The sequence below is a fragment of the Pseudomonas aylmerensis genome, from assembly GCF_001702265.1.
Lineage (GTDB): Bacteria > Pseudomonadota > Gammaproteobacteria > Pseudomonadales > Pseudomonadaceae > Aquipseudomonas > Aquipseudomonas aylmerensis.
Genome location: NZ_MAUE01000022.1, coordinates 33,368 through 55,892, shown reverse-complemented (window position 1 = coordinate 55,892; position 22,525 = coordinate 33,368). Strand labels below are relative to the sequence as shown.

General features: G+C 61.3%; 21 protein-coding genes and 1 riboswitch. Of the genes, 10 read left to right on the top strand and 11 right to left on the bottom strand.

Going from position 1 to position 22,525, the window contains the following annotated elements:
• Positions 1-105: 105 nt before the first annotated feature.
• From BBG20_RS15340 to ahcY, 4 genes are all read right to left on the bottom strand, one after another.
• Positions 106-897, bottom strand: a complete 792-nt coding sequence (locus tag BBG20_RS15340; RefSeq protein WP_065904869.1) for a substrate-binding periplasmic protein — start codon at positions 895-897, stop codon at positions 106-108.
• Between the two features lie 63 nt (positions 898-960).
• A complete protein-coding gene (locus tag BBG20_RS15335; RefSeq protein ID WP_065904867.1) occupies positions 961-2,043 on the bottom strand; it encodes a hypothetical protein in 1,083 nt (360 codons plus the stop codon).
• Between the two features lie 83 nt (positions 2,044-2,126).
• Positions 2,127-2,972 carry a methylenetetrahydrofolate reductase [NAD(P)H] gene (gene metF, locus BBG20_RS15330; protein WP_065904866.1) on the bottom strand — a complete coding sequence of 282 codons (846 nt, stop codon included), beginning with the start codon at positions 2,970-2,972 and terminating at the stop codon, positions 2,127-2,129.
• A 165-nt stretch (positions 2,973-3,137) separates the two neighbouring features.
• Positions 3,138-4,547, bottom strand: coding sequence for an adenosylhomocysteinase (gene ahcY, locus BBG20_RS15325; protein ID WP_065904865.1), 1,410 nt, complete (start codon positions 4,545-4,547; stop codon positions 3,138-3,140).
• 21 nt (positions 4,548-4,568) lie between these two features.
• A riboswitch (S-adenosyl-L-homocysteine riboswitch) is annotated at positions 4,569-4,674 on the bottom strand.
• 189 nt (positions 4,675-4,863) lie between these two features.
• On the opposite strand from ahcY, the gene BBG20_RS15320 reads away from it, so the two are divergent.
• The 3 genes from BBG20_RS15320 to BBG20_RS15310 all read left to right on the top strand — a co-directional run bounded on the left by BBG20_RS15320 (position 4,864) and on the right by BBG20_RS15310 (position 8,263).
• Positions 4,864-5,268 carry an acyl-CoA thioesterase gene (locus BBG20_RS15320; protein ID WP_065904864.1) on the top strand — a complete coding sequence of 135 codons (405 nt, stop codon included), beginning with the start codon at positions 4,864-4,866 and terminating at the stop codon, positions 5,266-5,268.
• 104 nt (positions 5,269-5,372) lie between these two features.
• Complete coding sequence (locus BBG20_RS15315; RefSeq protein ID WP_065904863.1) at positions 5,373-7,304, top strand: patatin-like phospholipase family protein; 1,932 nt, start codon at positions 5,373-5,375, stop codon at positions 7,302-7,304.
• A gap of 71 nt (positions 7,305-7,375) precedes the next feature.
• Positions 7,376-8,263, top strand: a complete 888-nt coding sequence (locus BBG20_RS15310; RefSeq protein WP_065904861.1) for a formate/nitrite transporter family protein — start codon at positions 7,376-7,378, stop codon at positions 8,261-8,263.
• Here BBG20_RS15310 and BBG20_RS15305 read toward each other — a convergent pair.
• The gene (locus tag BBG20_RS15305) at positions 8,257-9,516 is read right to left on the bottom strand and encodes a cation:proton antiporter (RefSeq protein ID WP_065904859.1); all 1,260 of its coding nucleotides are present in this window, start codon (positions 9,514-9,516) and stop codon (positions 8,257-8,259) included. The genes BBG20_RS15310 and BBG20_RS15305 overlap by 7 nt on opposite strands.
• 182 nt (positions 9,517-9,698) lie before the next feature.
• Here BBG20_RS15305 and BBG20_RS15300 point away from each other — a divergent pair, with 182 nt between their 5' ends.
• Positions 9,699-10,085 carry an MAPEG family protein gene (locus BBG20_RS15300; protein WP_065904857.1) on the top strand — a complete coding sequence of 129 codons (387 nt, stop codon included), beginning with the start codon at positions 9,699-9,701 and terminating at the stop codon, positions 10,083-10,085.
• Positions 10,086-10,360: 275 nt separating this feature from the next.
• Here BBG20_RS15300 and mltA read toward each other — a convergent pair whose 3' ends face one another.
• Entirely contained in the window at positions 10,361-11,548 is a 1,188-nt protein-coding gene (gene mltA, locus BBG20_RS15295; protein WP_065904856.1) for a murein transglycosylase A, read from the bottom strand.
• Between the two features lie 128 nt (positions 11,549-11,676).
• On the opposite strand from mltA, the gene BBG20_RS15290 reads away from it, so the two are divergent.
• Positions 11,677-12,126: a c-type cytochrome gene (locus tag BBG20_RS15290; RefSeq protein ID WP_065904855.1), complete on the top strand. Its 450-nt coding sequence runs from the start codon at positions 11,677-11,679 to the stop codon at positions 12,124-12,126.
• A gap of 6 nt (positions 12,127-12,132) precedes the next feature.
• Here BBG20_RS15290 and BBG20_RS15285 read toward each other — a convergent pair whose 3' ends face one another.
• From BBG20_RS15285 to BBG20_RS15265, 5 genes are all read right to left on the bottom strand, one after another.
• Positions 12,133-12,528, bottom strand: coding sequence for a DUF1090 domain-containing protein (locus tag BBG20_RS15285; RefSeq protein ID WP_065904854.1), 396 nt, complete (start codon positions 12,526-12,528; stop codon positions 12,133-12,135).
• Between the two features lie 70 nt (positions 12,529-12,598).
• Positions 12,599-14,263 carry an NAD-dependent DNA ligase LigB gene (ligB, locus tag BBG20_RS15280; RefSeq protein ID WP_065904852.1) on the bottom strand — a complete coding sequence of 555 codons (1,665 nt, stop codon included), beginning with the start codon at positions 14,261-14,263 and terminating at the stop codon, positions 12,599-12,601.
• 96 nt (positions 14,264-14,359) lie between these two features.
• Positions 14,360-14,710: a hypothetical protein gene (locus tag BBG20_RS15275; RefSeq protein ID WP_065904850.1), complete on the bottom strand. Its 351-nt coding sequence runs from the start codon at positions 14,708-14,710 to the stop codon at positions 14,360-14,362.
• Positions 14,711-14,926: 216 nt separating this feature from the next.
• Positions 14,927-16,117, bottom strand: a complete 1,191-nt coding sequence (gene metK, locus BBG20_RS15270) for a methionine adenosyltransferase (protein WP_034109862.1) — start codon at positions 16,115-16,117, stop codon at positions 14,927-14,929.
• 19 nt (positions 16,118-16,136) lie between these two features.
• Positions 16,137-17,132, bottom strand: a complete 996-nt coding sequence (locus BBG20_RS15265) for an ArsR/SmtB family transcription factor (protein ID WP_065904848.1) — start codon at positions 17,130-17,132, stop codon at positions 16,137-16,139.
• Between the two features lie 259 nt (positions 17,133-17,391).
• On the opposite strand from BBG20_RS15265, the gene tkt reads away from it, so the two are divergent.
• The 5 genes from tkt (at position 17,392) to BBG20_RS15240 (ending at position 22,445) form a co-directional block, all read left to right on the top strand.
• Positions 17,392-19,389 carry a transketolase gene (gene tkt, locus BBG20_RS15260; protein WP_065904846.1) on the top strand — a complete coding sequence of 666 codons (1,998 nt, stop codon included), beginning with the start codon at positions 17,392-17,394 and terminating at the stop codon, positions 19,387-19,389.
• Positions 19,390-19,556: 167 nt separating this feature from the next.
• Complete coding sequence (gene epd, locus BBG20_RS15255; protein ID WP_058415149.1) at positions 19,557-20,612, top strand: erythrose-4-phosphate dehydrogenase; 1,056 nt, start codon at positions 19,557-19,559, stop codon at positions 20,610-20,612.
• Positions 20,613-20,629: 17 nt separating this feature from the next.
• Positions 20,630-21,793: a phosphoglycerate kinase gene (locus BBG20_RS15250; protein WP_025857657.1), complete on the top strand. Its 1,164-nt coding sequence runs from the start codon at positions 20,630-20,632 to the stop codon at positions 21,791-21,793.
• A 29-nt stretch (positions 21,794-21,822) separates the two neighbouring features.
• A complete protein-coding gene (locus BBG20_RS15245; RefSeq protein WP_065904844.1) occupies positions 21,823-22,050 on the top strand; it encodes a hypothetical protein in 228 nt (75 codons plus the stop codon).
• 62 nt (positions 22,051-22,112) lie between these two features.
• Complete coding sequence (locus BBG20_RS15240; protein ID WP_065904843.1) at positions 22,113-22,445, top strand: MliC family protein; 333 nt, start codon at positions 22,113-22,115, stop codon at positions 22,443-22,445.
• Positions 22,446-22,525 lie beyond the last annotated feature (80 nt).

Genomic DNA, 22,525 nt, shown 5'->3' with positions numbered 1-22,525 from the left:
GCTCGCGCGGGCTGAAAGCTGCGCTGTAGCGGGGTTGGGTGCCTTTTTCAAGACCTCAGCGGCCGGGCGTAAGCCTGGCGGAAAGGCCGGAGTATAACAGAGCAATCACTGCGCGCTGCTTTCCTGCTGCTCAACGGTGTCTCCTGCTGCCGATATGGCCTGGATTCCACCATATTTGGCACTCAAGGCGGCGTAGGCCGGTTCCTGTTTGAAGCGCCTGAGCTCGGCGGCAAAGCGCTGCACCAGCAGGTCCATGCCCGCACCCCGACGCACAGCCAGGAACTGCGGCTGGCGGCTGACCACGACCTGGGCCTGGCTGACCTTGCTTTCCAGGCCCATGGCCTTGATCACGTGCTGGCCGACCCGGCGGTCGGTGATCACCAGGTCGATGCGCCCGAGCATCAATTTGCCGAAGTTGGCCTCATGGCTGGGCGCCGCTTCGCGGTTGAACAGCGCGGAATCGCTGAACGGCTCGCCGTACAGGTAGCCGGGCGAGGTGCCGACGGTCAGGCCGCGCAGGTCCTCAAGGCTTTGGGCCGGGTGCGGCCGTTCGTTGGCGTAGAACAGGGTGAACTCGACTTGTGACAGCGGTTCGCTGGGGTAGAGCAGCAGCGCGTCGCGCTCATGGCTGTGGAAAATATCCAGCGCGCCGTCGGCCTGGCCCTGGTCAAGCATGGCCAGGCAGCGCTTCCAGGGCAGGAATTGCCACTCTACATCGACCCCCAGGCGCTGGAACACGATCACCGTGGTGTCGTAGTCCAGTCCCTGCATGGCGCCGCGTTCTTCGTACACATAGGGTGCCCAGGGCTCGGTGACAATGCGCAGTTTCTCGCCATAAGCGGCCAGGCTCAGGCAAGTGAAAAGGGCAGCGGTCGCAAGCTTCAGGATCACGGGCATACCCTGAGGTTACGACGCTCCTGCGCTAAAGAGAAGCTCTGGCACACGCATCTGCAGGCGGTATCAATGCGTCTGCGAACTCATCAGGTGCTCGTAGATGGCGGTACGCCGCTCACCGAGAATCAGGCGCACCAACGGGTTGGCGAACCAGTGCTCCAGCTGGTGTGCATCGACCGGGCGCTGCTGGCGCTCTTCCTGATTCTGGCGCGCCTTGTCCCACCAAACCGGGCCACATGCCTGGTCGAACTCGTTTTGGTGCTCGTAGCACCCGTAGAGAATCTCGCGGATGAACTGCTGCTTGCGCTTGGGCAGGGCCAGGGTGATCAGCTTGTACATCAGGCGCTGCAGGCGTGGCGGGCGCGGCAAGTGGGCGGAGACCTTGCGTGTGTCGGCCAGGGCCAGCGTGCTGATGGGGCTGGCCCTGTGCTTGGTGATCCACGCCTTGACCTTGGCCCGGAACAGCTGTTTGCGGCTCCAGTAATGGTGGATCAGGTCCGGGCATTGGCGCACGTTGACCTGGCGGTAGGCGGCAACCGACAGGCAGAACTCTTCCAGGGTGTAGGCGCCGAGAGCCATCGGGAACAGTTCGTCCATCAGCGCGATCGACTGGTCCAGCAGGTGTGCGTCCTGGCGTGCCAGGCCCATGACCCCGGAGTTGAGCAGCCACATGTTGTCGTCGGCCAGGCCTTTTTCGCTCAGGTATGGCGCGAGCGCTTCGTACAGCACGCTTTCGCGGTTATCGCCGTACTTGGCGTGGAAGGCGTTGCACAGCAGGGTGCCGGGTGCGACGCGCTCGAACAGGGCCATGGGCGAGTCGTGGAAAAACGTATCGGTGTCGATCAGCAGTGCCCGCTCCGCCGTTTCCAGGACTTGGCGCAACAGCACGTGCTTGGTGCGGAAATGGTAACCGTGAGGCTCGCTCCAGCGTTTGCGCGTGGCCTCATCCAGTACGTGGACCTGCACCGGCAGGCCGTCGTAGGGCGCCGGGTTGTCGCTGAACACCTGGATGTCCAGGGGCAGGTCCTCGGTTGCGCCCAGCTGCGCCAGGGCACTGGCGATGCTGAATACCGCTTCCTGATGATAGGTCTCGGCGCCGAATACCAGGTAAACCAGCTGCGGGCGGGGAGTCGGGGACGCTGTATTCATTTACTGCAGGCTTCCATTCCGGGGAGATGTGAACAAAAAAAGCCCTCGTATAAACGAGGGCCTGGGTGCAGCTCGGTCAGACCTCAGCGCGGCAGCTTGAGGTTGTTCCAGATTGCAAGGCTCGGCTCAGCCTGATTAAGCGTATAGAAGTGCAGCCCAGGTGCGCCACCCTGCAGCAATTCTTCGCACATGCTGCTGATGACCTGTTCGCCGAACGCCTGGATGCTCTTGACGTCGTCGCCGTAGGCTTCCAGTTGCTTGCGGATCCAGCGTGGGATCTCGGCACCGCACGCGTCGGAGAAGCGTGCCAGCTTGCTGTAGTTGGTGATCGGCATGATGCCTGGCACGATCGGGATGTTCACACCCATGGCCCGCACGCGCTCGACGAAGTAGAAGTAGCTGTCGGCGTTGAAGAAGTACTGGGTGATCGCGCTGTCGGCGCCGGCGTTGGCCTTGCGCACGAAATTCTGCAGATCGTCTTCGAAGTTGCGCGCCTGGGGGTGCATCTCCGGGTAAGCCGCCACTTCGATATGGAAGTGATCGCCGCTTTCTTCACGGATGAAACTCACCAGGTCGTTGGCGTAGCGCAGCTCACCGCTGGCCATGCCCATGCCGGATGGCAGGTCGCCACGCAAGGCGACGATGCGCTTGATGCCGGCTTGCTGGTATTGGGTCAGCAGGCCGCGCAGGTCGGCCTTGCTGTCGCCCACGCACGACAAGTGCGGAGCGGCGGGAATGTTGGCTTCGCTTTCCAGCTGCAGCACGGTGTTGATCGTGCGGTCACGGGTCGAGCCGCCGGCGCCGTAGGTGCAGGAGAAGAAGTCAGGATTGTAGCTGGCCAGTTGCTTGGCAACAGCCATCAGTTTTTCATGTCCAGCATCGGTCTTGGTCGGGAAGAACTCGAAGCTGTAGCGACGGTCTTGGGACATGTGAGGTCTCCAGCTGCAAGTTGCAAGCCTCAAGCTGCAAGAGGGCGGTGTGCCTGTTCTTGCAGCTTGGAGCTCGCAGCTGGTAGCTGCTTAAAGAGCAATGAAGTAGCAAGCCCTCGGCACAAGCGCATTTCTTGACGCTTGCCGCTGAAAGCTTGCCGCTGCTTAGTAGCGGTAAGCGTGCGGCTTGAACGGACCTTCGACGGTCACGCCGATGTAGTCGGCCTGGGTCTTGGTCAGTTGAGTCACGACGCCACCGAAGCCGCGGACCATTTCCAGGGCCACTTCTTCGTCGAGTTTCTTCGGCAGTACTTCCACGGTCAGGCGCTCGGCTTTCTGGGCAGGCGACAGGTCGGCGTATTTCTGGCCGAACAGGAAGATCTGGGCCAGAACCTGGTTGGCGAACGAGCCATCCATGATGCGGCTTGGGTGGCCGGTGGCGTTGCCCAGGTTAACCAGGCGGCCTTCAGCCAGCAGGATCAGGTAGTCATCGTTCTGCGGGTCGAAATCGCCAGCGCCGGTACGGTGAACCTTGTGTACCTGTGGCTTCACTTCTTCCCACGCCCAGTTCTTGCGCATGAAAGCAGTGTCGATTTCGTTGTCGAAGTGACCGATGTTGCACACTACGGCGCGCTTTTTCAGGGCCTTGAGCATGTTCGCATCGCAAACATTGACGTTACCGGTGGTGGTCACGATCAGGTCGATCTTGCCCAGCAGGGCTTTGTCGATGCTCGCTTCGGTGCCGTCGTTCTGGCCGTTGATGAACGGCGAAACCACTTCGAAACCGTCCATGCAGGCTTGCATGGCGCAGATCGGATCGACTTCGGACACCTTGACGATCATGCCTTCCTGACGCAGGGACTGGGACGAACCCTTGCCCACGTCACCGTAGCCGATCACCAGGGCTTGCTTGCCCGACAGCAGGTGGTCGGTGCCGCGCTTGATGGCATCGTTCAGGCTGTGACGGCAGCCGTACTTGTTGTCGTTCTTGCTCTTGGTCACCGAGTCGTTGACGTTGATGGCCGGGATTTTCAGCTCGCCCTTGGCCTGCATGTCCAGCAGGCGGTGTACGCCGGTGGTGGTTTCTTCGGTCACGCCGTGGACGCGGTCGAGGATCTGCGGGTACTTCTTGTGCAGCAGCTCGGTCAGGTCGCCGCCGTCGTCGAGGATCATGTTGGCGTCCCATGGCTTGCCATCCTTGAGGATGGTTTGCTCCAGGCACCACTCGTACTCTTCTTCGGTCTCGCCTTTCCAGGCGAACACGGCGATACCGGCAGCAGCGATAGCGGCAGCGGCCTGGTCTTGAGTCGAGAAGATGTTGCAGGACGACCAGCGTACTTCGGCACCCAGGGCAACCAGGGTCTCGATCAGCACGGCAGTCTGGATGGTCATGTGGATGCAGCCGAGGATCTTCGCGCCCTTGAGCGGTTGCTCAGCGGCGTACTTGCGACGCAGGCCCATCAGCGCAGGCATTTCGGATTCGGCGATAAAGGTTTCGCGACGGCCCCAGGCAGCGAGGGACATGTCGGCGACTTTGTAGTCGTTGAAATCTGCAGGCGTGTTTACAGCGCTCATGAAGAGCCTCCATTCGTAGTGTGCGAATGGGCGCCGTTGTGCGTTTAGTATCCAGCTGGCTAACCAGGCCGGACAACGCCCCATCCGAGCCTGACAGGTTGAACCTGCTGCAGCGCCCCTCGGACAGGTGGCGGGAGAACGGTATTAGCCGTTCTGAAATCGGGGGCGATTATAGCTGTCTTTGTCTGGCTAGTGGCAAGCAACAAGCTACAAGCGGCAAGTAAGAGCGAATCGGCTACTACTTGCAGCTTGTCGCTTAAAACTTGAAGCTGGGGGCCACAACCCAATCGCCAAACATCTCAAACCTGGAGTCCCCATGAACTTCCACACCCGCAAATGGGTAAAACCCGAAGACCTCAACCCCAACGGCACCCTGTTCGGTGGCAGCCTGTTGCGCTGGATCGACGAAGAAGCGGCAATCTATGCGATTGTCCAGTTGGGCAACCAGCGCGTGGTGACCAAGTACATCTCCGAAATCAACTTCGTCAGTGCCTCGCGCCAGGGCGACATCATCGAGCTGGGCATCACCGCCACCGAATTCGGTCGCACCTCGATCACCCTGACCTGTGAAGTGCGCAACAAGATCACCCGTAAAAGCATCCTCACCGTCGAGAAAATGGTCTTCGTCAACCTCGGTGAAGATGGCCTGCCAGCGCCTCACGGACGTACGGAAATCAAGTACGTCAAGGACCAGTTCCAGGAGGATGGCATCCAGGAATAACTGCATGCCCACCGGTTTGGTTTCTGTTACCTGATTGTTCCGGTTGGATCTTTCCCAGGCTCTGTCATCACTCAGCACTACACCCCCGCAGAGTGAGTCAGCGCATGAAAGTGCTCAATCCGGTCAACCCCGTTCAGTTTCCCTCGCCTGGAGATGTCAGTACCCGCGTCGATCACACCGCGAAGACGTTACGGGTGGAGGGCGGAGGCGCGCGCAATCTGATCCTCCAGCGCGATCCCCATGGGCGAGTGGAGGTGACATTGTCGCGGCCGCCCATCACGCATTTGGTGCTCAGCGGTGGTGGCGCCAAGGGGGTTGCCTTTTCGGGGGTGGTGCAGGCACTCGAGGACGCCCGGAAGCTGGAAGGCATCCAGGTGATTTCCGGCTCATCTGCCGGTGCGATTTCTGCAGCATTGATCGCCAGTGGAATGAGTACGGCAGCCTTCGATGGACTGTCGGACAACATCAGTCTGCCAACCTTGCTGAACAGCAAAGACCCTTTGACGGCCTGGTTGCAGGACGCCAGTTCGACACTGGGCAAATACCTCGGATATTTGCCGGGCCCGGTCGGCAATATTTCCCAGTTGCTGATGACCCTGCTGCCGCGCCTGAAAACCGATGCCGCCCCGCTGGAGGACATGATCCGCGACGAGTCGCGCAAGGCGCTTCTTGGACATATTGCCGACACTCCCAGAGAAACCCGGCCTGCCGACGTCATGCGCATTGCTGACAAGCTCAGTGCTGGTGGCGCGCCGACGTTTGCCGACCTTGAGGTGTTAAGCCGCAGTATTGCAGCGGTCAAGCAACTCAATATCACCGGCACGGGCATGTTTGGAGGGCGTCCACAGTTGGTAGTGTTCAACAGCAGTTTGACGCCGGACATGGATATTGCCCGCGCTGCGCATATTTCGGGTTCGTTGCCGGCACTGTTCAAAAGCCCTGTGGAACAGGGGCATGGCTTCCAGATGGCGACAGAAACCACGACCTTTCAGGACGGTGGCCTGATGCTCAATACGCCAGCGCCAGGCGTGGTGGACCGATTGTTTGCCGAGAGCCTCCTGAGCAAGCCCGAGTCGCTGATCATCAAATTCGAACCTGACTCCGCCGAGGAGCCTGCCCAAAGTGGCAGTTTTTTCAGCAGCTTGGTCGACTGCATTACGGGAACGCCACATTCGGCTGCCGAGGCTTACCAGGATAATAGGCTCAAGGCATTTGCCGACCAGACGCTGGTGTCGCCACTGAATACCGAACAGGGAGATTTTCGCGGTCTGTTCAACGGTACGGTCAACTTCACCATGAAGGATGAGCACAAGCAGCACCTGCAGGAAAGGACCCGTGAAACGGTGGCTGGGCACCTGCAGAATCTTGCCTCGACGAGGGAGTCTCACTCGTTCGGTTCGCTGGATGCGGCGGTGCTGGCGATGGATGATGAAATATTGGCCAGTGTGCAGACGGCGTTGCAGGCAGACAGTGCCGCAGCCAGTGTGCTGATGTTTCGAGAAGAAGCGAAACAGGCGTTGCGCGCGCTGGACCATGCGATTACAGAGGTCGATAAGTCGCATGATGGCTTGCTGTTCACACCGAAGCTGTCGTCGGCAGTGCGCAATCTGGAAGTACTTGCCCGAAGTCCCGAGCAATTGGAGTGGTTGGGACGGCGCTTGAATGACCCAGGCCAGCGAAATTTTCAGCGATTGCTGCAAGTGGCTGCTAATCAGGGCTCCGGCGATGTACCGTCCGCTTCCAGGGTCATGGCTTGCGCTGTTGCCGAAATGAAACGTCGCGATATCGCGGTGAGTGCCGAGAGCTTTACACGGGAAGTCATCTACCCGTCACTGTTCCGGCCTGGCCAGCCGGCATCCAATGTCGAACTGTTGCAGCGCGCGGCACGAGACTTGGCCAAGGCCACCACGCCGCAGGCGTTCAATCGTGTGCTTGATGATCTCAGCGAACATTACCAGGCGCGCAACATGCCATGGAGTATGTCTTCCAGTGACACTACTGTGGAGATGGCCAAGGCCTGGCGCAAACGGGTTTAGTTGCCTGGCCACTGAACAGCTACTGTGCCGGCATGTCGTAGCTACAGGCACCCCTCGGACTCTGGTACATCATGGCCACTCAAGCAGACGGCAAGACCCCCAACCTGTCGCAGGAAGAGCAACAGGACGTAGACAAGAACCAACCCCCCCGCGCGGCGGTGTTGCATGAAATCATCCGCACCCAGGGCGACCAGGAGCTGGAGCGCAGCGTCGCCGCCTTGTGGTGGTCGGCGCTGGCTGCCGGCCTGACCATGGGACTGTCGCTGATGGCGATGGGCTTGCTCAACTCGCGTCTGCCAGATGGCGAAGCCTTCAAGGTCATCGCCAGCTTCGGCTACTGCGCGGGCTTCCTTGCGGTGATCCTGGCGCGCCAGCAATTGTTCACCGAAAACACCCTGACTGCCGTGCTGCCGGTGATGAGCAAGCCTACGCTGGGCAACGCGGGACGCCTGCTGCGCTTATGGACAGTCGTGCTGGTCGGCAACCTGTGCGGCACCCTGCTGGTGGCGTATGTGATGTTGCACCTGCCGATCTTCGATACCAAGACCGACCTGGCCTTCCTCGAAATCGGCCGCAAGATCATGGAAAACGACGCCGGCCAGATGTTTGCAAAAGGCATCGTTTCCGGTTGGATGATCGCGACCATGGTGTGGATGATCCCCTCCATGGAAAGCGCCAAGATGTGGATCATTATCCTGATCACTTACCTGATGGCCCTGGGGGACTTCACCCATATCGTCGTCGGTTCGGCCGAGGTTTCGTACCTGGTGTTTGCCGGCGAATTGCCGTGGAAAGACTTCTGGCTGGTGTTTGCCGGTCCGACCCTGGCCGGCAATATCATCGGCGGCAGCTTTATCTTTGCGTTGATCAGTCACGCGCAGATTCGCAGTGAAAGCAGCTTGCCGGGAAAAACCGCTGCGGACCCGAGGCATCCGCAGCAGATCAACAAGGATCAGTGAGGCTCGGGCGTGGCTTGGGGCTCGTCCCGAGTCACGCGCTTGACCAGCCTGCCGATGCTCAACCCCTGCAACAGGATCGACGACAGCACCACGATGTAGGTGATGCTCAGCAGCAGGTCGCGCTCCGGGCCGAGCGGCAATGCCAGTGCCAGCGCTACCGAAACCCCGCCGCGCAAGCCGCCCCAGGTCAGGATGCGGATGGTCCCGCGTGGCACCGTGCGCCAGCGGCGCAGCAGCAGGATCGCCGGAGCAACGGTCAGCAGGCGTGACAGCAGGATTGCCACGGCCAGGAGGCTGGCAGCGAAGACGTGCAGCCAGTTGAACGGCAACAGCAGCAGCTCCATGCCGATCAGCGCGAACAGCAGCGCGTTGAGCATGTCATCGAGCAGCTCCCAGAAGCCATCCAGATAGCGACGGGTCATGTCGTTCATCGCCAGCTTGCGTCCCAGGTTGCCGATGATCAGACCGGCCACCACCATCGCAATCGGCGCCGAGACGTGCAGTTCGGTGGCCATCGCCGAACCGCCGATGACCAGGGCCAGGGTCAGCATCACTTCGATCTGGTGCTGCTCGATGCTCTTGATCATCAGGTACACGAGGTAGCCGATCAGGCCACCGAACACCACGCCGCCAATCGCCTCATGGGCAAACAGCATCGCGGTAGCGCCTACGGTCGGCGTTTCGCCCAGCTGTGCAATACCCAGTAAAACCGTAAACACCACCACCGCCGTGCCGTCGTTGAACAGTGACTCGCCGACGATCGTGGTTTTCAGCGGTTTGGAAGCGTTGGCGGTACGCAGCACGCCCAAGACTGCAATCGGGTCGGTGGGTGAGATCAGCGCGCCGAACAGCAGGCAGTAGAGGAAGCTCACGTGCCAGCCAAACAGCGCGAAGATGTAGTACGCCAGGCTGCCGATCACCACGGTGGCAATCAACACGCCGAACGTTGCCAGCAGGCCGATGGGCCAGCGGTAGCTGCGCAGGTCGTTGAGGTTGACGTGCAGGGCGCCGGCGAACAGCAGGAACGACAGCATCCAGTTCATCAGCAAATCGCCGAAGTCGATCTGGCCGATCAGTTGCTGGATACGTTCCTCCAGGCCCGGGTAGCCGAGCACGCTCAGGCCTTGCAGGATCAGCGAAAACAGCAGGGCCGTGACCATCACGCCGATGGTGGGTGGCAGGCCGATAAAACGGAAGTTCACATAGGTGAGCAGGGTGGTGAGGCAGATGAAGGCGGCGACAAGTTCAAGCATCCGGGGTCCTTGGAGGTTGGGTGGCAATTCTTTGGTGCATGGGTGGACCGCAGGGCGGGCATGAGGTTGCACAGCGCGATAGAACCTTTCGGTGCGCGGCGTGCTCATAGCCGGTAAGTGCGGTTTGCTGGGTTTAGTGCTAAAACTCTAATTTCTGTTTAAAACTACAAAAGGAATCAGTGATGACGGTGGCTTTCTGGTGTGTGTTGATAGCGATTTTCCTGCCTTACCTGTGCACAGGGGTGGCCAAGTTCAGTGGCGGCAAATTCGGCCCGCGGCAGAATCATGATCCGCGCGCTTTTCTGGATACCCTCGACGGCTTCGCCAAGCGCGCCCACAACGCGCAGCTCAACAGCTTTGAGGTGACACCCGCCTTCGCGGCGGCGGTGATTATCGCCCACCTTGCCGGGACTGCGTCGTTGGTGACCATCAATGTGCTGGCGGTGCTGTTTATCACCAGTCGCCTGTTGTACATCATCTGCTACGTCGCCGACTGGGCAATGCTGCGTTCGCTGGTGTGGTTTGTAGGGATGGTATTGATCGCGAGCTTCTTCTTCGTCTCGATCTAAGGCGTAGCCCGGCCCTCTATTGTGGCCGGGCTTACTGTGGCGAGCGGGCTGCTGTGGCAAGCGGGCCTACTGTGGCGAGCGGGCTTGCCCCGCGTTGGGGCGCGAAGCGGCCCCAATCGGCACACCGAGTTTTTTCAGAAGGAACTCGGCGCCTGTTGTCAGGGCTGCTTCGCACCCCAACGCGGGGCAAGCCCGCTCGCCACGAAAAGCCCGCTCGCCACAGTAAGTCCGCTCCCCACGACAAGCCCGTTTACACATTTGATCTCCAGTGTTCCTCAGGTACCCGCGGGTGCATCCGGCACGTGCGGCAACGCCGCGCCTTTGGGCCACAGCATCCAGATCTGGCCTTGCTGCTTCATATTCCCCGCCAACTCGCCTGCCGCATCACCCGTGCCCCAGAACAGATCCGCGCGCACTTCGCCGGTGATTGCACCGCCGGTGTCCTGTGCGGCGACGGGACGTGCCAATGCCGAGCCGTCGGGCGTGGTGGTCGACAGCCACAACAGGCTGCCCAGCGGGATCACCTTGCGATCCACCGCCACGCTGTAGCCTGCCGTCAGCGGCACGTTCAGCGAACCGCGCGGACCTTCATTGCTGTCGGGACGAGCGCTGAAGAACACGTAGCTGGGGTTGCTCGCGAGCAGTTCCGGGATTCGCTCCGGGTGCGCCTTGGCCCAAGCGCTGATGGCGCCCATGGTCACTGCTTCTTTCTTCAACTCGCCTTGCTCCACCAGCCAGCGGCCGATAGGACGATAGGGGTAGCCGTTCTGGTCGCCATAACCCACGCGCAGTTGGCGGCCGTCCTTGAGTTGAATGCGGCCCGAGCCCTGGATCTGCAGAAATTGCAGGTCCATCGGGTTGGTCAGCCAGGCAATCGGCTTGGCGCTGGAGCCTTGGCCGTTGATGGCGCTGGCATCGTCATAGGGCTTGAGCACGCGGCCTTCGAGGCGACCGCGCAGGCGCTTGCCCTTGAGTTCCGGATAGATGCTTTCCAGATTGACGATGATCAGGTCATCCGGCACGCCATACACGGGCACATGGGCGGTGGCAGTCTTGGTCAGGCTGCCGGGGTAGACCGGTTCGTAGTAGCCGGTGATCAGGCCATTGGGGGTGTCGTCGGCCGAGCGCAGGCCGAATACATCCAGGCGTTCTTTTAGAAAACCACGCACCGCCACGGCATTGCCCGGCACGGTGACCGCTGCGGCACAGGTCGCGCCCCAGATCGGGTCGGCCTTGAGGCGTTGGCAGGCGCTGCGCCAGGCTTCAAAGCCGGCCAGCAGGTCGCTGTCGGACACCGCCGGCAGGGCTTCCCATGGCGCGCTCACGTAGGTGGCTACGGCATGGGGTTTGGCCACTTCCTCTGTTTTGTTGGCGTCTTTACCGCCATCACAGCCGGCCAGCAGTGCAGCAATCGGCAGAGCCCACGCCAGGCGGCGGCTCCAGGTTTTCAGCACGACATTCATAAACGCAATTCCTGAAGCGATTGCCCGCGCTGTAGCGCAGTCGGGCAACCCTTATTATTAATAGGGCTATTGGTCTTTACGGACGGGGCGAGGATACTGGCCGCCGTTTCCCGTGACCCTGAGCCATCATGACTTTTAAAAAACTGACGGTTGTATTGCTGGCCTGCGTGGCCTTGTCCGCCTGTGGCGGCGTCGATCCAAATTCCCCGCTGGGCCAGCGCAAGGCGATTTTCAAGCAGATGCTCAAGACCGGCGAGGACCTGGGCGGCATGTTGCGTGGGCGCATCCCGTTCGACGGCGCGAAATTTGCCGAAGGCGCGGTCAAGCTTGATGCGTTGTCGCATGAACCGTGGAAGCACTTCCCGAGCGTGCGCGAAGAAGATCACACCAGTGCCAAGGACGACGTATGGCAACAACAGGCACGCTTCCAGGAACTGGCCCGCAACCTTGAAGCGGCCACCGGTGAACTGGTGGTCGCCAGCCAGGTCCAGCCGTACAAGGCCAGCAACCTTGGGCCTGCGGTGCAGAAAGTCGAAGATGCCTGCAGCGCCTGCCATAAGCAGTTTCGCGATCACTGACCGGCGTTATTCGTCGAGTTGTTCCACGGCGTCCTGCAGTTCTTTGCGCGACTGGGCGAGCTTGTCCTTACGCTTGTTGATTTTCTCGGCATCGCCTTTTTTCATTGCCTTGTCGAGGTCAGCCTGGCGGCGGCTGACTTCGTGCTTGGCGTCGAGCACCTTGTTTTCGCGCTCCTTCCTCAAGGAGGCGTCGGTGCAGTTGGCAGTGACTTCGCTCAGGGCTTTTTCCAGGCCGGCCTGTTGCGCGCTGTTGCCATGCGCCTTGGCTTGTTCGATCTGGGCGCTGATGGCCTGGCGCTTGGCGGCGCAGCCGGTGAGGGGGGCAACTTCTTCGGCCGCCAGCAGTGGCGTGGCCATGCAGCTTGCGACAGTCAACAAGACAAAAGGGGCGAGAAATTTCATGTGGGACTCCAAAGTCGCAATCTGGCAGCAGGATGAATTCTGCCGCCGTTCAAAGGTGGCCAGGCCGGGTTCAAAACCCGTCTATCCCGGCCACGCGTAGTGTTTCAGCCAAAGCCTGTACGTGCGGATCGCGGAAAAAAGCGCTCAGTTGCGCTGCGCGACCCGGGCCGATGCCATCGGTGGCCTGCCAGGCCTGGGTGTCCTTGGCGGCCAGTGTCTGCCAGCCGCCTTCCAGGTTGTTACGTGCCGCAGGCGGTATGCCCAGGGCCTTGAGCCATTGGGCGAAGGGCCGTTGCCGCGCGCTGTGCAGGCTGTCGAGCACCCGCGCACGGCTGCGATCGCCGAAGCCATCAATGTTAGCAAGCTCTGCCGCGTCCAGGGTTAACCAATCGAGAAAGCCTGCGATTAGACCGGCCTGGATCAATATGTTCCAGGTCTCACGGCCGATATGGGGCAAGGCCAGGCCTTGATCACCGCTGAGCCAGGTGAGCCGCGCCAGCAGTTGTTCCTCGCAGCCGGGGTCCAGCTGCCAGCAGCTCAAGGCGTGGAAGTCCAGAGGGTCCGGGACCGGCAGGTCGACCCGGGTGGTGTTGCGCAGGATCACTTGGTCCAACCGTGGGATGATCTGGCCCGCCAGGCTGATGGCGACTTGATCGCCAGGGCGGATGTCCAGTGCTTGCCAGCGTTTCAGCGAGCCGACGTTGACACGGCTGATCTGCCGGTCATCCAGCCGCACGGGTTCGAGTTCGAGCATGGGGGTGATGCGCCCGGTACGGCCGATCTTGAACCGCACGTTGCGCACCAGTGCCAGGGCCTTGGCCGCCGGGTACTTCCAGGCGACCGCCCAGTACGGCGTGCTGGCCTGCCAGCGCTCGGCGGGTGCGCGCTGCGCCTGGTGCAGCACCACGCCATCACTGGCGAAGGGCAGGGGATGGTTGTACCAATAGGCGCGCCAGTGTGCGGCGTGGGTAATGTCCTGGATGGGCTGGCTGTAGCGCTGGCTGTCGGTGAAACCCCAGCGTGCCAGGTTGGCGAGGCGCTCGTTGAACGCGGCCGGGCCGTCGGGCCAGGCCCAGATGAACACGCCGATGCCGGCGGCTTCGATGTCGCTCAAGTGTTTGCGGTTCATCAGCCCAGCCACTTTACTGCGGGCATTGAGCCCGCCATGTGCCGACTGCACGTGGTCGTCGAGGCGCCAGTAGAGTTCGCCTTGCAGCACCAGGTCGAGGGGCTCCGGCAGCTGCTGGACAATGGCGGGGATCTTGCGCGCCGAGGCTGACCAGTCCTGGCCGAGCAGGCCATCGCCACGGCTGATGACCCGGCTCAGCCGACCCTGACGGTACACCAATGTCACCGCCACGCCATCGACCTTGGGTTGTATCCACACCTCCTGGCGCGTGCCGAGCCAGGTGCCGACTGCCTGTTCATCCAGCAGTTTTGCCAGGCCGGTATGGGCTACCGGGTGAGCCAGGGTGCCGCGTGCGCTGGCCAGTGGGTTGTCGGCCTTTGCCGTGGGTTGGGGGAAACATTCGCGCCATTGCGCGAGGCGTTGGCGAGCCTGGTCGTAGAGCTCATCACTGACGGGGGAATGGCCGAGCCGGTGATAGCTGTCATCCCACTGGCGGATCTGTTCGGCCAGGGTGCCGAGTTGGGTCCGGGCTTCAGCCGGGCAGCCGTCAGCCCAGGCTGAAAAGGTCAGCGTGCTGAGCAGCAGCGCAATCAGTAAGCGCGTCATGAGCATTCCTTGCTCGTAAAGGGCGCCCAGCCTAAGTGATCCAGGCAGGCACAAAAAAGCCCCGGCAGTGCGGGGCTTTTTACCGGGTGTTTCCAGTTACTTGAACAGACCGCCCAAGGCTTTCACGGCGTCATTCTTATCAGCCTTGGCCTCCTGGGTTTGCTGCTTGGCGTCGGCCTTGGCCTGGGTTTCAGCAAGTTTGTTACAGCCTTTGTTGATCTGCTCCTGCGCCGCTTTGAAGGCCTTCACTTTCAGGTTGTCTTTCTGGGCTTCGGCTGCATCGATCTTGGCTTGCAGGTCCGCGGACTGCTTCTGGCAGTCGCCGGAGTTGCCGCCACCCAGTTGGGACGTCAGCGCGCCACTCAGTGCGCTCAGGTCGGCGGATTGGGCCGGCAGGGCGAACAGGCTGAGCAGAAGGGCGGCAGGGGCGAGCGTGGAGATGCGCATGAAAAACCTCAATGTTCGATTGCCTGCGCGCTGATCGATCCCGGGCTGGCGCAGGGCAATATCCAAATAAGGTAGAGGGCCCGAGAGGGCGCGGATTCTAGAGGGCCATTATTTGGCCTGCAAGCTTTGGATCCAAAAAATGTGAGGGTGATCCCGCAGGCAATAAAAAAGCCCCGCCGGGGGTAAACCCGGCGAGGCTTTATGTGCCGTGAGCGATTACAGGCCGGCGGCGGTGCGCAGGTCGTTGGCGCGATCGGTCTTTTCCCAGGTGAAGGTGGTGAAGGTGTCGTCGCCGACAGTCTTCTGCGCAGGGGTACGACCGAAGTGGCCGTAGGCTGCGGTTTCCTGGTACATCGGGTGCAGCAGGTCGAGCATGGTGGTGATCGCGTAAGGGCGCAGGTCGAAGATCTCGCGCACCAGCTTGACGATCTTGTCGTCGCTGATCTTGCCGGTACCGAAGGTATTCAGCGAGATCGACGTAGGCTGGGCCACGCCGATGGCGTAGGACACCTGGATCTCGCAGCGCTCGGCCAGGCCCGCGGCGACAATGTTCTTGGCCACGTAGCGACCGGCGTAGGCTGCCGAACGGTCAACCTTGGACGGGTCTTTACCGGAGAACGCGCCACCGCCGTGACGGGCCATGCCGCCGTAGCTGTCGACGATGATCTTGCGACCGGTCAGGCCGCAGTCGCCCACCGGGCCACCAATGATGAACTGGCCAGTCGGGTTGATGTGGAACTGGGTGTCCTTGGACAGCAGTTCGGCCGGCAGTACGTGCTTGACGATCAGCTCCATCACGCCTTCACGCAGATCAGCGTAGGAAACGTCCGGGTTGTGCTGCGTCGACAGTACAACGGCGTCGATGCCGACGACTTTGCCGCCTTCGTAGCGGCAGGTCACCTGGGACTTGGCGTCCGGGCGCAGCCAAGGCAGCAGGCCGTTCTTGCGGGCTTCAGCCTGGCGTTGCACCAACTGGTGCGAGAAGGTGATCGGCGCTGGCATCAGCACGTCGGTTTCGTTGCTGGCGTAGCCGAACATCAGGCCCTGGTCGCCGGCGCCCTGATCTTCAGGCTTGGCACGGTCGACACCCTGGTTGATGTCAGGCGATTGCTTGCCGATGATGTTCATCACGCCGCAGGTCGCGCCGTCGAAGCCGACGTCGGAGCTGGTGTAGCCGATGTCGGTGATCACATCACGAACGATCTGCTCCAGGTCAACCCAGGCGGTGGTGGTCACTTCGCCAGCGATGATCGCTACGCCGGTTTTCACCAGAGTCTCGCACGCCACACGGGCGAACTTGTCTTCAGCAATGATGGCGTCCAGCACCGCATCAGAAATCTGGTCGGCGATTTTGTCCGGATGCCCTTCAGACACGGACTCGGAGGTGAAAAGGGAGTATTCGCTCATCTCGATGTTTTCCTGATATTTACCGATGGTGAGTGTCGCCAGCCGGCCGCTGGAAATGGCGGACCTGGATCTGGAAACCATTACGTAAGCCTACATAGAGGCTTTCCCCGGGAACGAGTCCCGCAGCGGTGGCCCAACGGGCCAGATCGTCCTGTTCAAAACCCAACCAGAGATCACCGCAGGCCTCCCTGGCCCAATTCTGGTTGTGGCTGCATAAATCTGTGACCAGCAGGCTACCGCCGGGTTGCAGCAACTTCGCCATCTGCTTGAGGGCGTCTGCGGGGGCAGCGAAATGGTGCAGCACCATATTCAGCACCACGCAGTCGGCCTGCAGACTGTTGTGATTGAGCGCATCCGCCAACTGCAGGCGCACGTTGCCCAATGCTTCACGCTCGCAGAGCTGGCGCGCCAGTTCGAGCATGGCCGGGCTGTTGTCCAGCGCCGTGACTTGCTGGAAACGCCGCGCCAGTTCTGGCAGGAAACCGCCATCGCCAGGGCCCACTTCGAGTGCCGTGGCTTCATCACTGAAGCTCAGCTTGTCCAGCAGCGCCAGTACGCTGTCGCGGTATTGCGGCAAACCTGCGATCAGGTCCTGCTGGGCGCGAAACTTCTCGGCAACCCGGGTGAAAAAATCCTGGCTGGCGGCGGCGCGCTGACCATGGACCTGACCGATGCGCGACTGCACGTCGCTGGGCAGGGCCAGGCTGTCGACTTCTTCGAGCAGGGCGGCGTGCAGCTTGCCGCCGAGCAACTCGGTGTGGGGCAGGGCGCGACGGTAGAAAATCGCATTGCCTTCGCGGCGGGTGGCCACCAGGTCGGCCTGGGCCAGGACCTTCAAATGGTGGCTCATGCCGGACTGGCCGATGGCGAAGATCTGCGCCAGTTCGAGTACGCCGAACGAATCGTTGGCCAGTGCGCGCAATACGTTCAGGCGCAACGGGTCGCCAGCGGCCTTGCACAAGGCTGCCAGGTCATCGCCGTCGTCAGGACGCAGGGAGGGCACGGGTAGATTCATAAGGCCAGCAGTCTAGTGACGAGGTGAAGACCTCGCAAGGCCAATATCAAAAAGTTTTGATATTGAACGATAAGTGGCAGTTATAAGCAGCCGCTATAACCTTTAGACGAACCGGTCGGTCTTTTCTGCAAGCGATTGCCGCGCAAAGCACAGGAAAAACACCCACAAGTGACTATCTGTCATTGCCCGCAGGCGGTGGCTGAGGGAAAATGCCGGTCCTTTTTTCCGTTTCTTTTATTCAAACCCCAGGAGATCAGCGATGCCCAGCCGTCGTGAGCGTGCCAACGCCATTCGTGCCCTCAGCATGGATGCCGTGCAAAAAGCCAACAGCGGCCATCCCGGTGCCCCAATGGGCATGGCGGATATCGCCGAGGTACTTTGGCGTGACTACCTGAAACACAACCCGAGCAACCCGTCGTTCGCCGACCGTGACCGCTTCGTGCTGTCCAACGGCCACGGCTCGATGCTGATCTATTCGCTGCTGCACCTGACCGGCTACGACGTCACCATCGATGACCTCAAGAGCTTCCGCCAGCTGCACAGCCGCACCCCGGGCCACCCGGAATTCGGCTACACCCCAGGCGTCGAGACCACCACCGGTCCCCTGGGCCAAGGCCTGGCCAACGCCGTTGGTTTCGCGCTGGCCGAAAAAGTCCTGGGCGCGCAGTTCAACCGCCCTGGCCACAACATCGTCGACCACCACACCTACGTGTTCCTGGGTGATGGCTGCATGATGGAAGGCATTTCCCACGAAGTCGCGTCCCTCGCCGGCACCCTGGGCCTGGGCAAGCTGATCGCCTTCTACGATGACAACGGCATCTCCATCGACGGCGAAGTCGAAGGCTGGTTCACCGATGACACGCCCAAGCGTTTCGAAGCCTACAACTGGCAGGTGATCCGCAACGTGGATGGCCACGATCCGGAAGAGATCAAGACCGCCATCGACACCGCGCGCAAGAGCGAGCAACCCACCCTGATCTGCTGCAAGACCACCATCGGTTTCGGCTCGCCGAACAAGCAGGGTAAAGAAGACTGCCACGGCGCCCCACTGGGTGACGCGGAAATCGCCCTGACCCGCGAAGCGCTGAAGTGGAACCACGGCCCGTTCGAAGTCCCGGCCGACATCTACGCCGAGTGGAGCGCCAAGGAAAAAGGCCTGGCGACCGAAGCCGAGTGGGACCAGCGTTTCGCGGCCTACTCCGCCGAATTCCCTGAGTTGGCCAACGAACTGGTACGCCGCCTGGCCGGTGACCTGCCTGCGGACTTCTCGGAAAAAGCCTCGGCCTACATCGCCGAAGTCGCGGCCAAGGGCGAGACCATCGCCAGCCGTAAAGCCAGCCAGAACACCCTGAACGCCTTTGGCCCGCTGCTGCCTGAGATCCTCGGCGGCTCGGCTGACCTGGCCGGTTCCAACCTGACCCTTTGGAAAGGCTGCAAAGGTGTCTCGGCCGAAGACGCCAGCGGCAACTACATGTACTACGGCGTGCGCGAGTTCGGCATGAGCGCCATCATGAACGGCGTGTCCCTGCACGGCGGCCTGGTGCCTTACGGCGCGACCTTCCTGATGTTCATGGAATATGCGCGCAACGCCGTGCGCATGGCCGCACTGATGAAGAAGCGCGTGATCCACGTGTACACCCACGACTCCATCGGCCTGGGCGAAGACGGCCCGACGCACCAGCCGGTCGAGCAGTTGACCAGCCTGCGCACCACGCCGAACCTGGACACCTGGCGTCCAGCCGACGCGGTCGAATCCGCAGTGGCCTGGAAACACGCGATCGAGCGTAAGGACGGCCCTTCTGCGCTGATCTTCTCGCGTCAGAACCTGCAGCACCAGGCGCGTACCGACGCGCAGATCGCCGACATCAGCCGTGGTGGTTATGTGCTCAAGGACTGCGTCGGCGAGCCGGAGCTGATCCTGATCTCCACCGGTTCCGAAGTCGGCCTGACCGTCCAGGCCTACGACAAGCTGACCGAGCAAGGCCGCAACGTGCGCGTTGTGTCCATGCCGTGCACCAGCGTGTTCGAAGCCCAGGACGCCGGCTACAAGCAATCGGTATTGCCACTGCAGGTCAGCGCGCGTATCGCCATCGAAGCGGCTCACGCCGACTACTGGTACAAGTACGTGGGCCTGGAAGGCCGCGTGATCGGCATGACCACCTACGGTGAGTCGGCGCCGGCGCCAGCGTTGTTCGAAGAGTTCGGCTTCACCCTGGAAAATATCCTGGGCCAGGCTGAAGAGCTGCTGGAAGACTAAGGCTGTAGATTGAGGTGGCTGTACTGACGCCTTCGCGAGCAAGCCCGCTCCCACATTAGATCGGGTTCACATGGTTGCAATTGTGAACCCATTCCAAATGTGGGAGCGGGCTTGCTCGCGAAGGCAGTCTGGCAGACACCCCATTACCCAAGGTAATCGAGAACCCCATGCCCCAACCGCGTCCTTACAAAGTTGCACTCAACGGCTACGGCCGCATTGGTCGTTGCGTCTTGCGTGCTCTGTTCGAGCGAGGGGCGGCGGCCGGGTTTGAGATTGTTGCTATCAACGATTTGGCCGACATGGCCAGCATCGAATACCTGACACGCTTTGACTCCACTCACGGCCGCTTCCCCGGCGAAGTGCGTGTGGAAGGCGATTGTCTGCATATCAATGGCGACTGCGTAAAAGTATTACGCAGTGCCACCCCCGAGGGCATCGACTGGGCGGCGCTGGGCGTCGACCTGGTGTTGGAATGCTCCGGTGCCTACCACACCCGTGCCGATGGCCAGCGTTTCCTCGACGCCGGCGCACCGCGTGTGCTGTTTTCCCAGCCGATGGCCAGCGAGGCGGATGTCGACGCCACTATCGTCTACGGCATCAACCAGGATTGCCTGACCGGCAACGAGCTGCTGGTCTCCAACGCGTCCTGCACCACCAATTGCAGCGTGCCGCTGTTGCGTCTGCTGGATCAGGCGATTGGCCTGGATTACGTGTCGATCACCACGATTCACTCGGCGATGAACGACCAGCCGGTGATCGATGCCTATCACCACGAAGACCTGCGTCGCACGCGCTCGGCGTTCCAGTCAGTGATTCCGGTGTCCACCGGCCTGGCTCGCGGTATCGAGCGACTGTTGCCGGAACTTGCCGGGCGAATTCAGGCCAAAGCCGTACGGGTGCCGACGGTGAACGTGTCCTGCCTGGACATCACCATGCAAACCGTCAGCGATACCGACGCGACGGAGGTCAACCGGATCCTGCGCGACGCCGCCACCAGCGGCCCGCTCAAAGGCCTGCTGGCCTACACCGAGTTGCCTCACGCCAGTTGTGATTTCAACCATGACCCGCATTCGGCCATTGTCGATGCCAGCCAGACCCGCGTTTCCGGCCCGAGGCTGGTGAACATCCTGGCCTGGTTCGACAACGAATGGGGCTTTGCCAACCGAATGCTGGATGTTGCGGAACATTATCTGCACATCGCCTCTAAACAACCTCAACAGTAATTCAGGAACTGCGACCCATGACCGTGTTGAAGATGACCGACCTCGATCTGCAAGGTAAGCGCGTACTGATTCGCGAAGACCTCAACGTCCCAGTCAAGGACGGTGTTGTCACCAGCGATGCGCGAATCCTGGCCTCGCTGCCGACCATCAAGCTGGCCCTGGAAAAAGGCGCGGCCGTGATGGTCTGCTCGCACCTGGGTCGTCCGACCGAGGGTGAGTTCTCCGCCGAGAACAGCCTCAAGCCAGTAGCCGACTACCTGAGCAAGGCCCTGGGTCGCGACGTGCCACTGGTCGCTGATTACCTGGGTGGCGTCGACGTGAAGGCCGGCGACATCGTGCTGTTCGAAAACGTGCGCTTCAACAAAGGCGAGAAAAAGAACAGCGACGAACTGGCCCAGCAATACGCTGCGCTGTGCGACGTGTTCGTGATGGACGCCTTCGGCACCGCCCACCGCGCCGAAGGTTCGACCCACGGCGTGGCCAAGTTCGCCAAGGTCGCCGCTGCAGGCCCACTGCTGGCCGCTGAACTGGATGCATTGGGCAAGGCCCTGGGCGCGCCAGCACAGCCAATGGCCGCCATCGTGGCCGGCTCCAAGGTCTCGACCAAGCTGGACGTGCTCAACAGCCTCAGCCAGATCTGCAACCAGTTGATCGTCGGCGGCGGCATTGCCAACACCTTCCTGGCCGCCGCCGGCCATCCGGTAGGCAAGTCGCTCTACGAGCCGGACCTGCTCGACACCGCCCGCGCCATCGCCGCCAAAGTCAGCGTGCCATTGCCGGTCGACGTGGTCGTGGCCAAGGAATTCGCTGAAAGCGCCGAAGCTACCGTCAAGCTGATTGCTGATGTGGCTGCCGACGACATGATCCTGGATATCGGCCCACAAACCGCGGCCAACTTCGCTGAACTGCTGAAAGCCTCGCAGACCATCCTGTGGAATGGCCCGGTTGGTGTGTTCGAGTTCGATCAGTTCGGCAACGGCACCAAAGTGCTGGCCAAGGCCATTGCTGAAAGCTCGGCGTTCTCCATTGCCGGTGGTGGCGACACCCTGGCCGCCATCGATAAATATGGCGTTGCTGATCAGATCTCCTACATTTCTACCGGTGGCGGCGCGTTCCTCGAGTTCGTCGAAGGCAAAGTCCTGCCGGCCGTTGAAGTGCTGGAAACCCGAGCCAAAGGCTGAGGCTCGTGATCCGGAAAAGGAGTATTCCCATGATCAAGCCGTTGGCATTGATGATCGCGGCGGGCCTGTTGGCCGGCTGCGGCAGCACGCCAAACAGTGTGCCGGAGGCCGATAAGCCTGCCCCGGCGCAGAAAAAGAGCTGTTATCAGGCGGACTGGCAGGCCGAGACCATGCCGGTGATCAACAAGCGCATCGGCAACGAGCGGCTGGAGAAATACGACGCCGCGCCCAACGGTCAGGAACAGGGTTGCCCTTGACGGGTCAGATCAACTAACCGACAGCAATGACGGCGCTTTGGGCCGTCGTTCGAGGATTGGCAATGAAAGGCGTTTTCGCCCTGGCAGCCCTGGCCCTTCTGGCCGGTTGCAGCAGCATGAACATGTTCAACAAGGCAGAGCCTGCCGATAAATGGACCACTTGGATTTGCGACAGCAAGGCCGAAGTGAACTGGCGCTTTGCCAACCAGGCCCGCAGCGAGGTGGATGTTCGCCTCGGTGGTTCGGACCAGGTTTATCGCCTTAAACAGGACGTTGCCGCCTCGGGCGTGCTTTATAGCAACGACCAGTTGGCGTTCCACACAAAAGGTGAGGAAGGCCTGGTTTACTGGGTCGCAACTGATGATTTGATCGGGCGCGGCTGCAAGGCCCAATAGTGAGATCACTGAAGATCAAATGTGGGAACTGGCTTGCCCGCGAAAGCGGTGTTTCCGATTGGAATTTGAGTCCAGCTCAT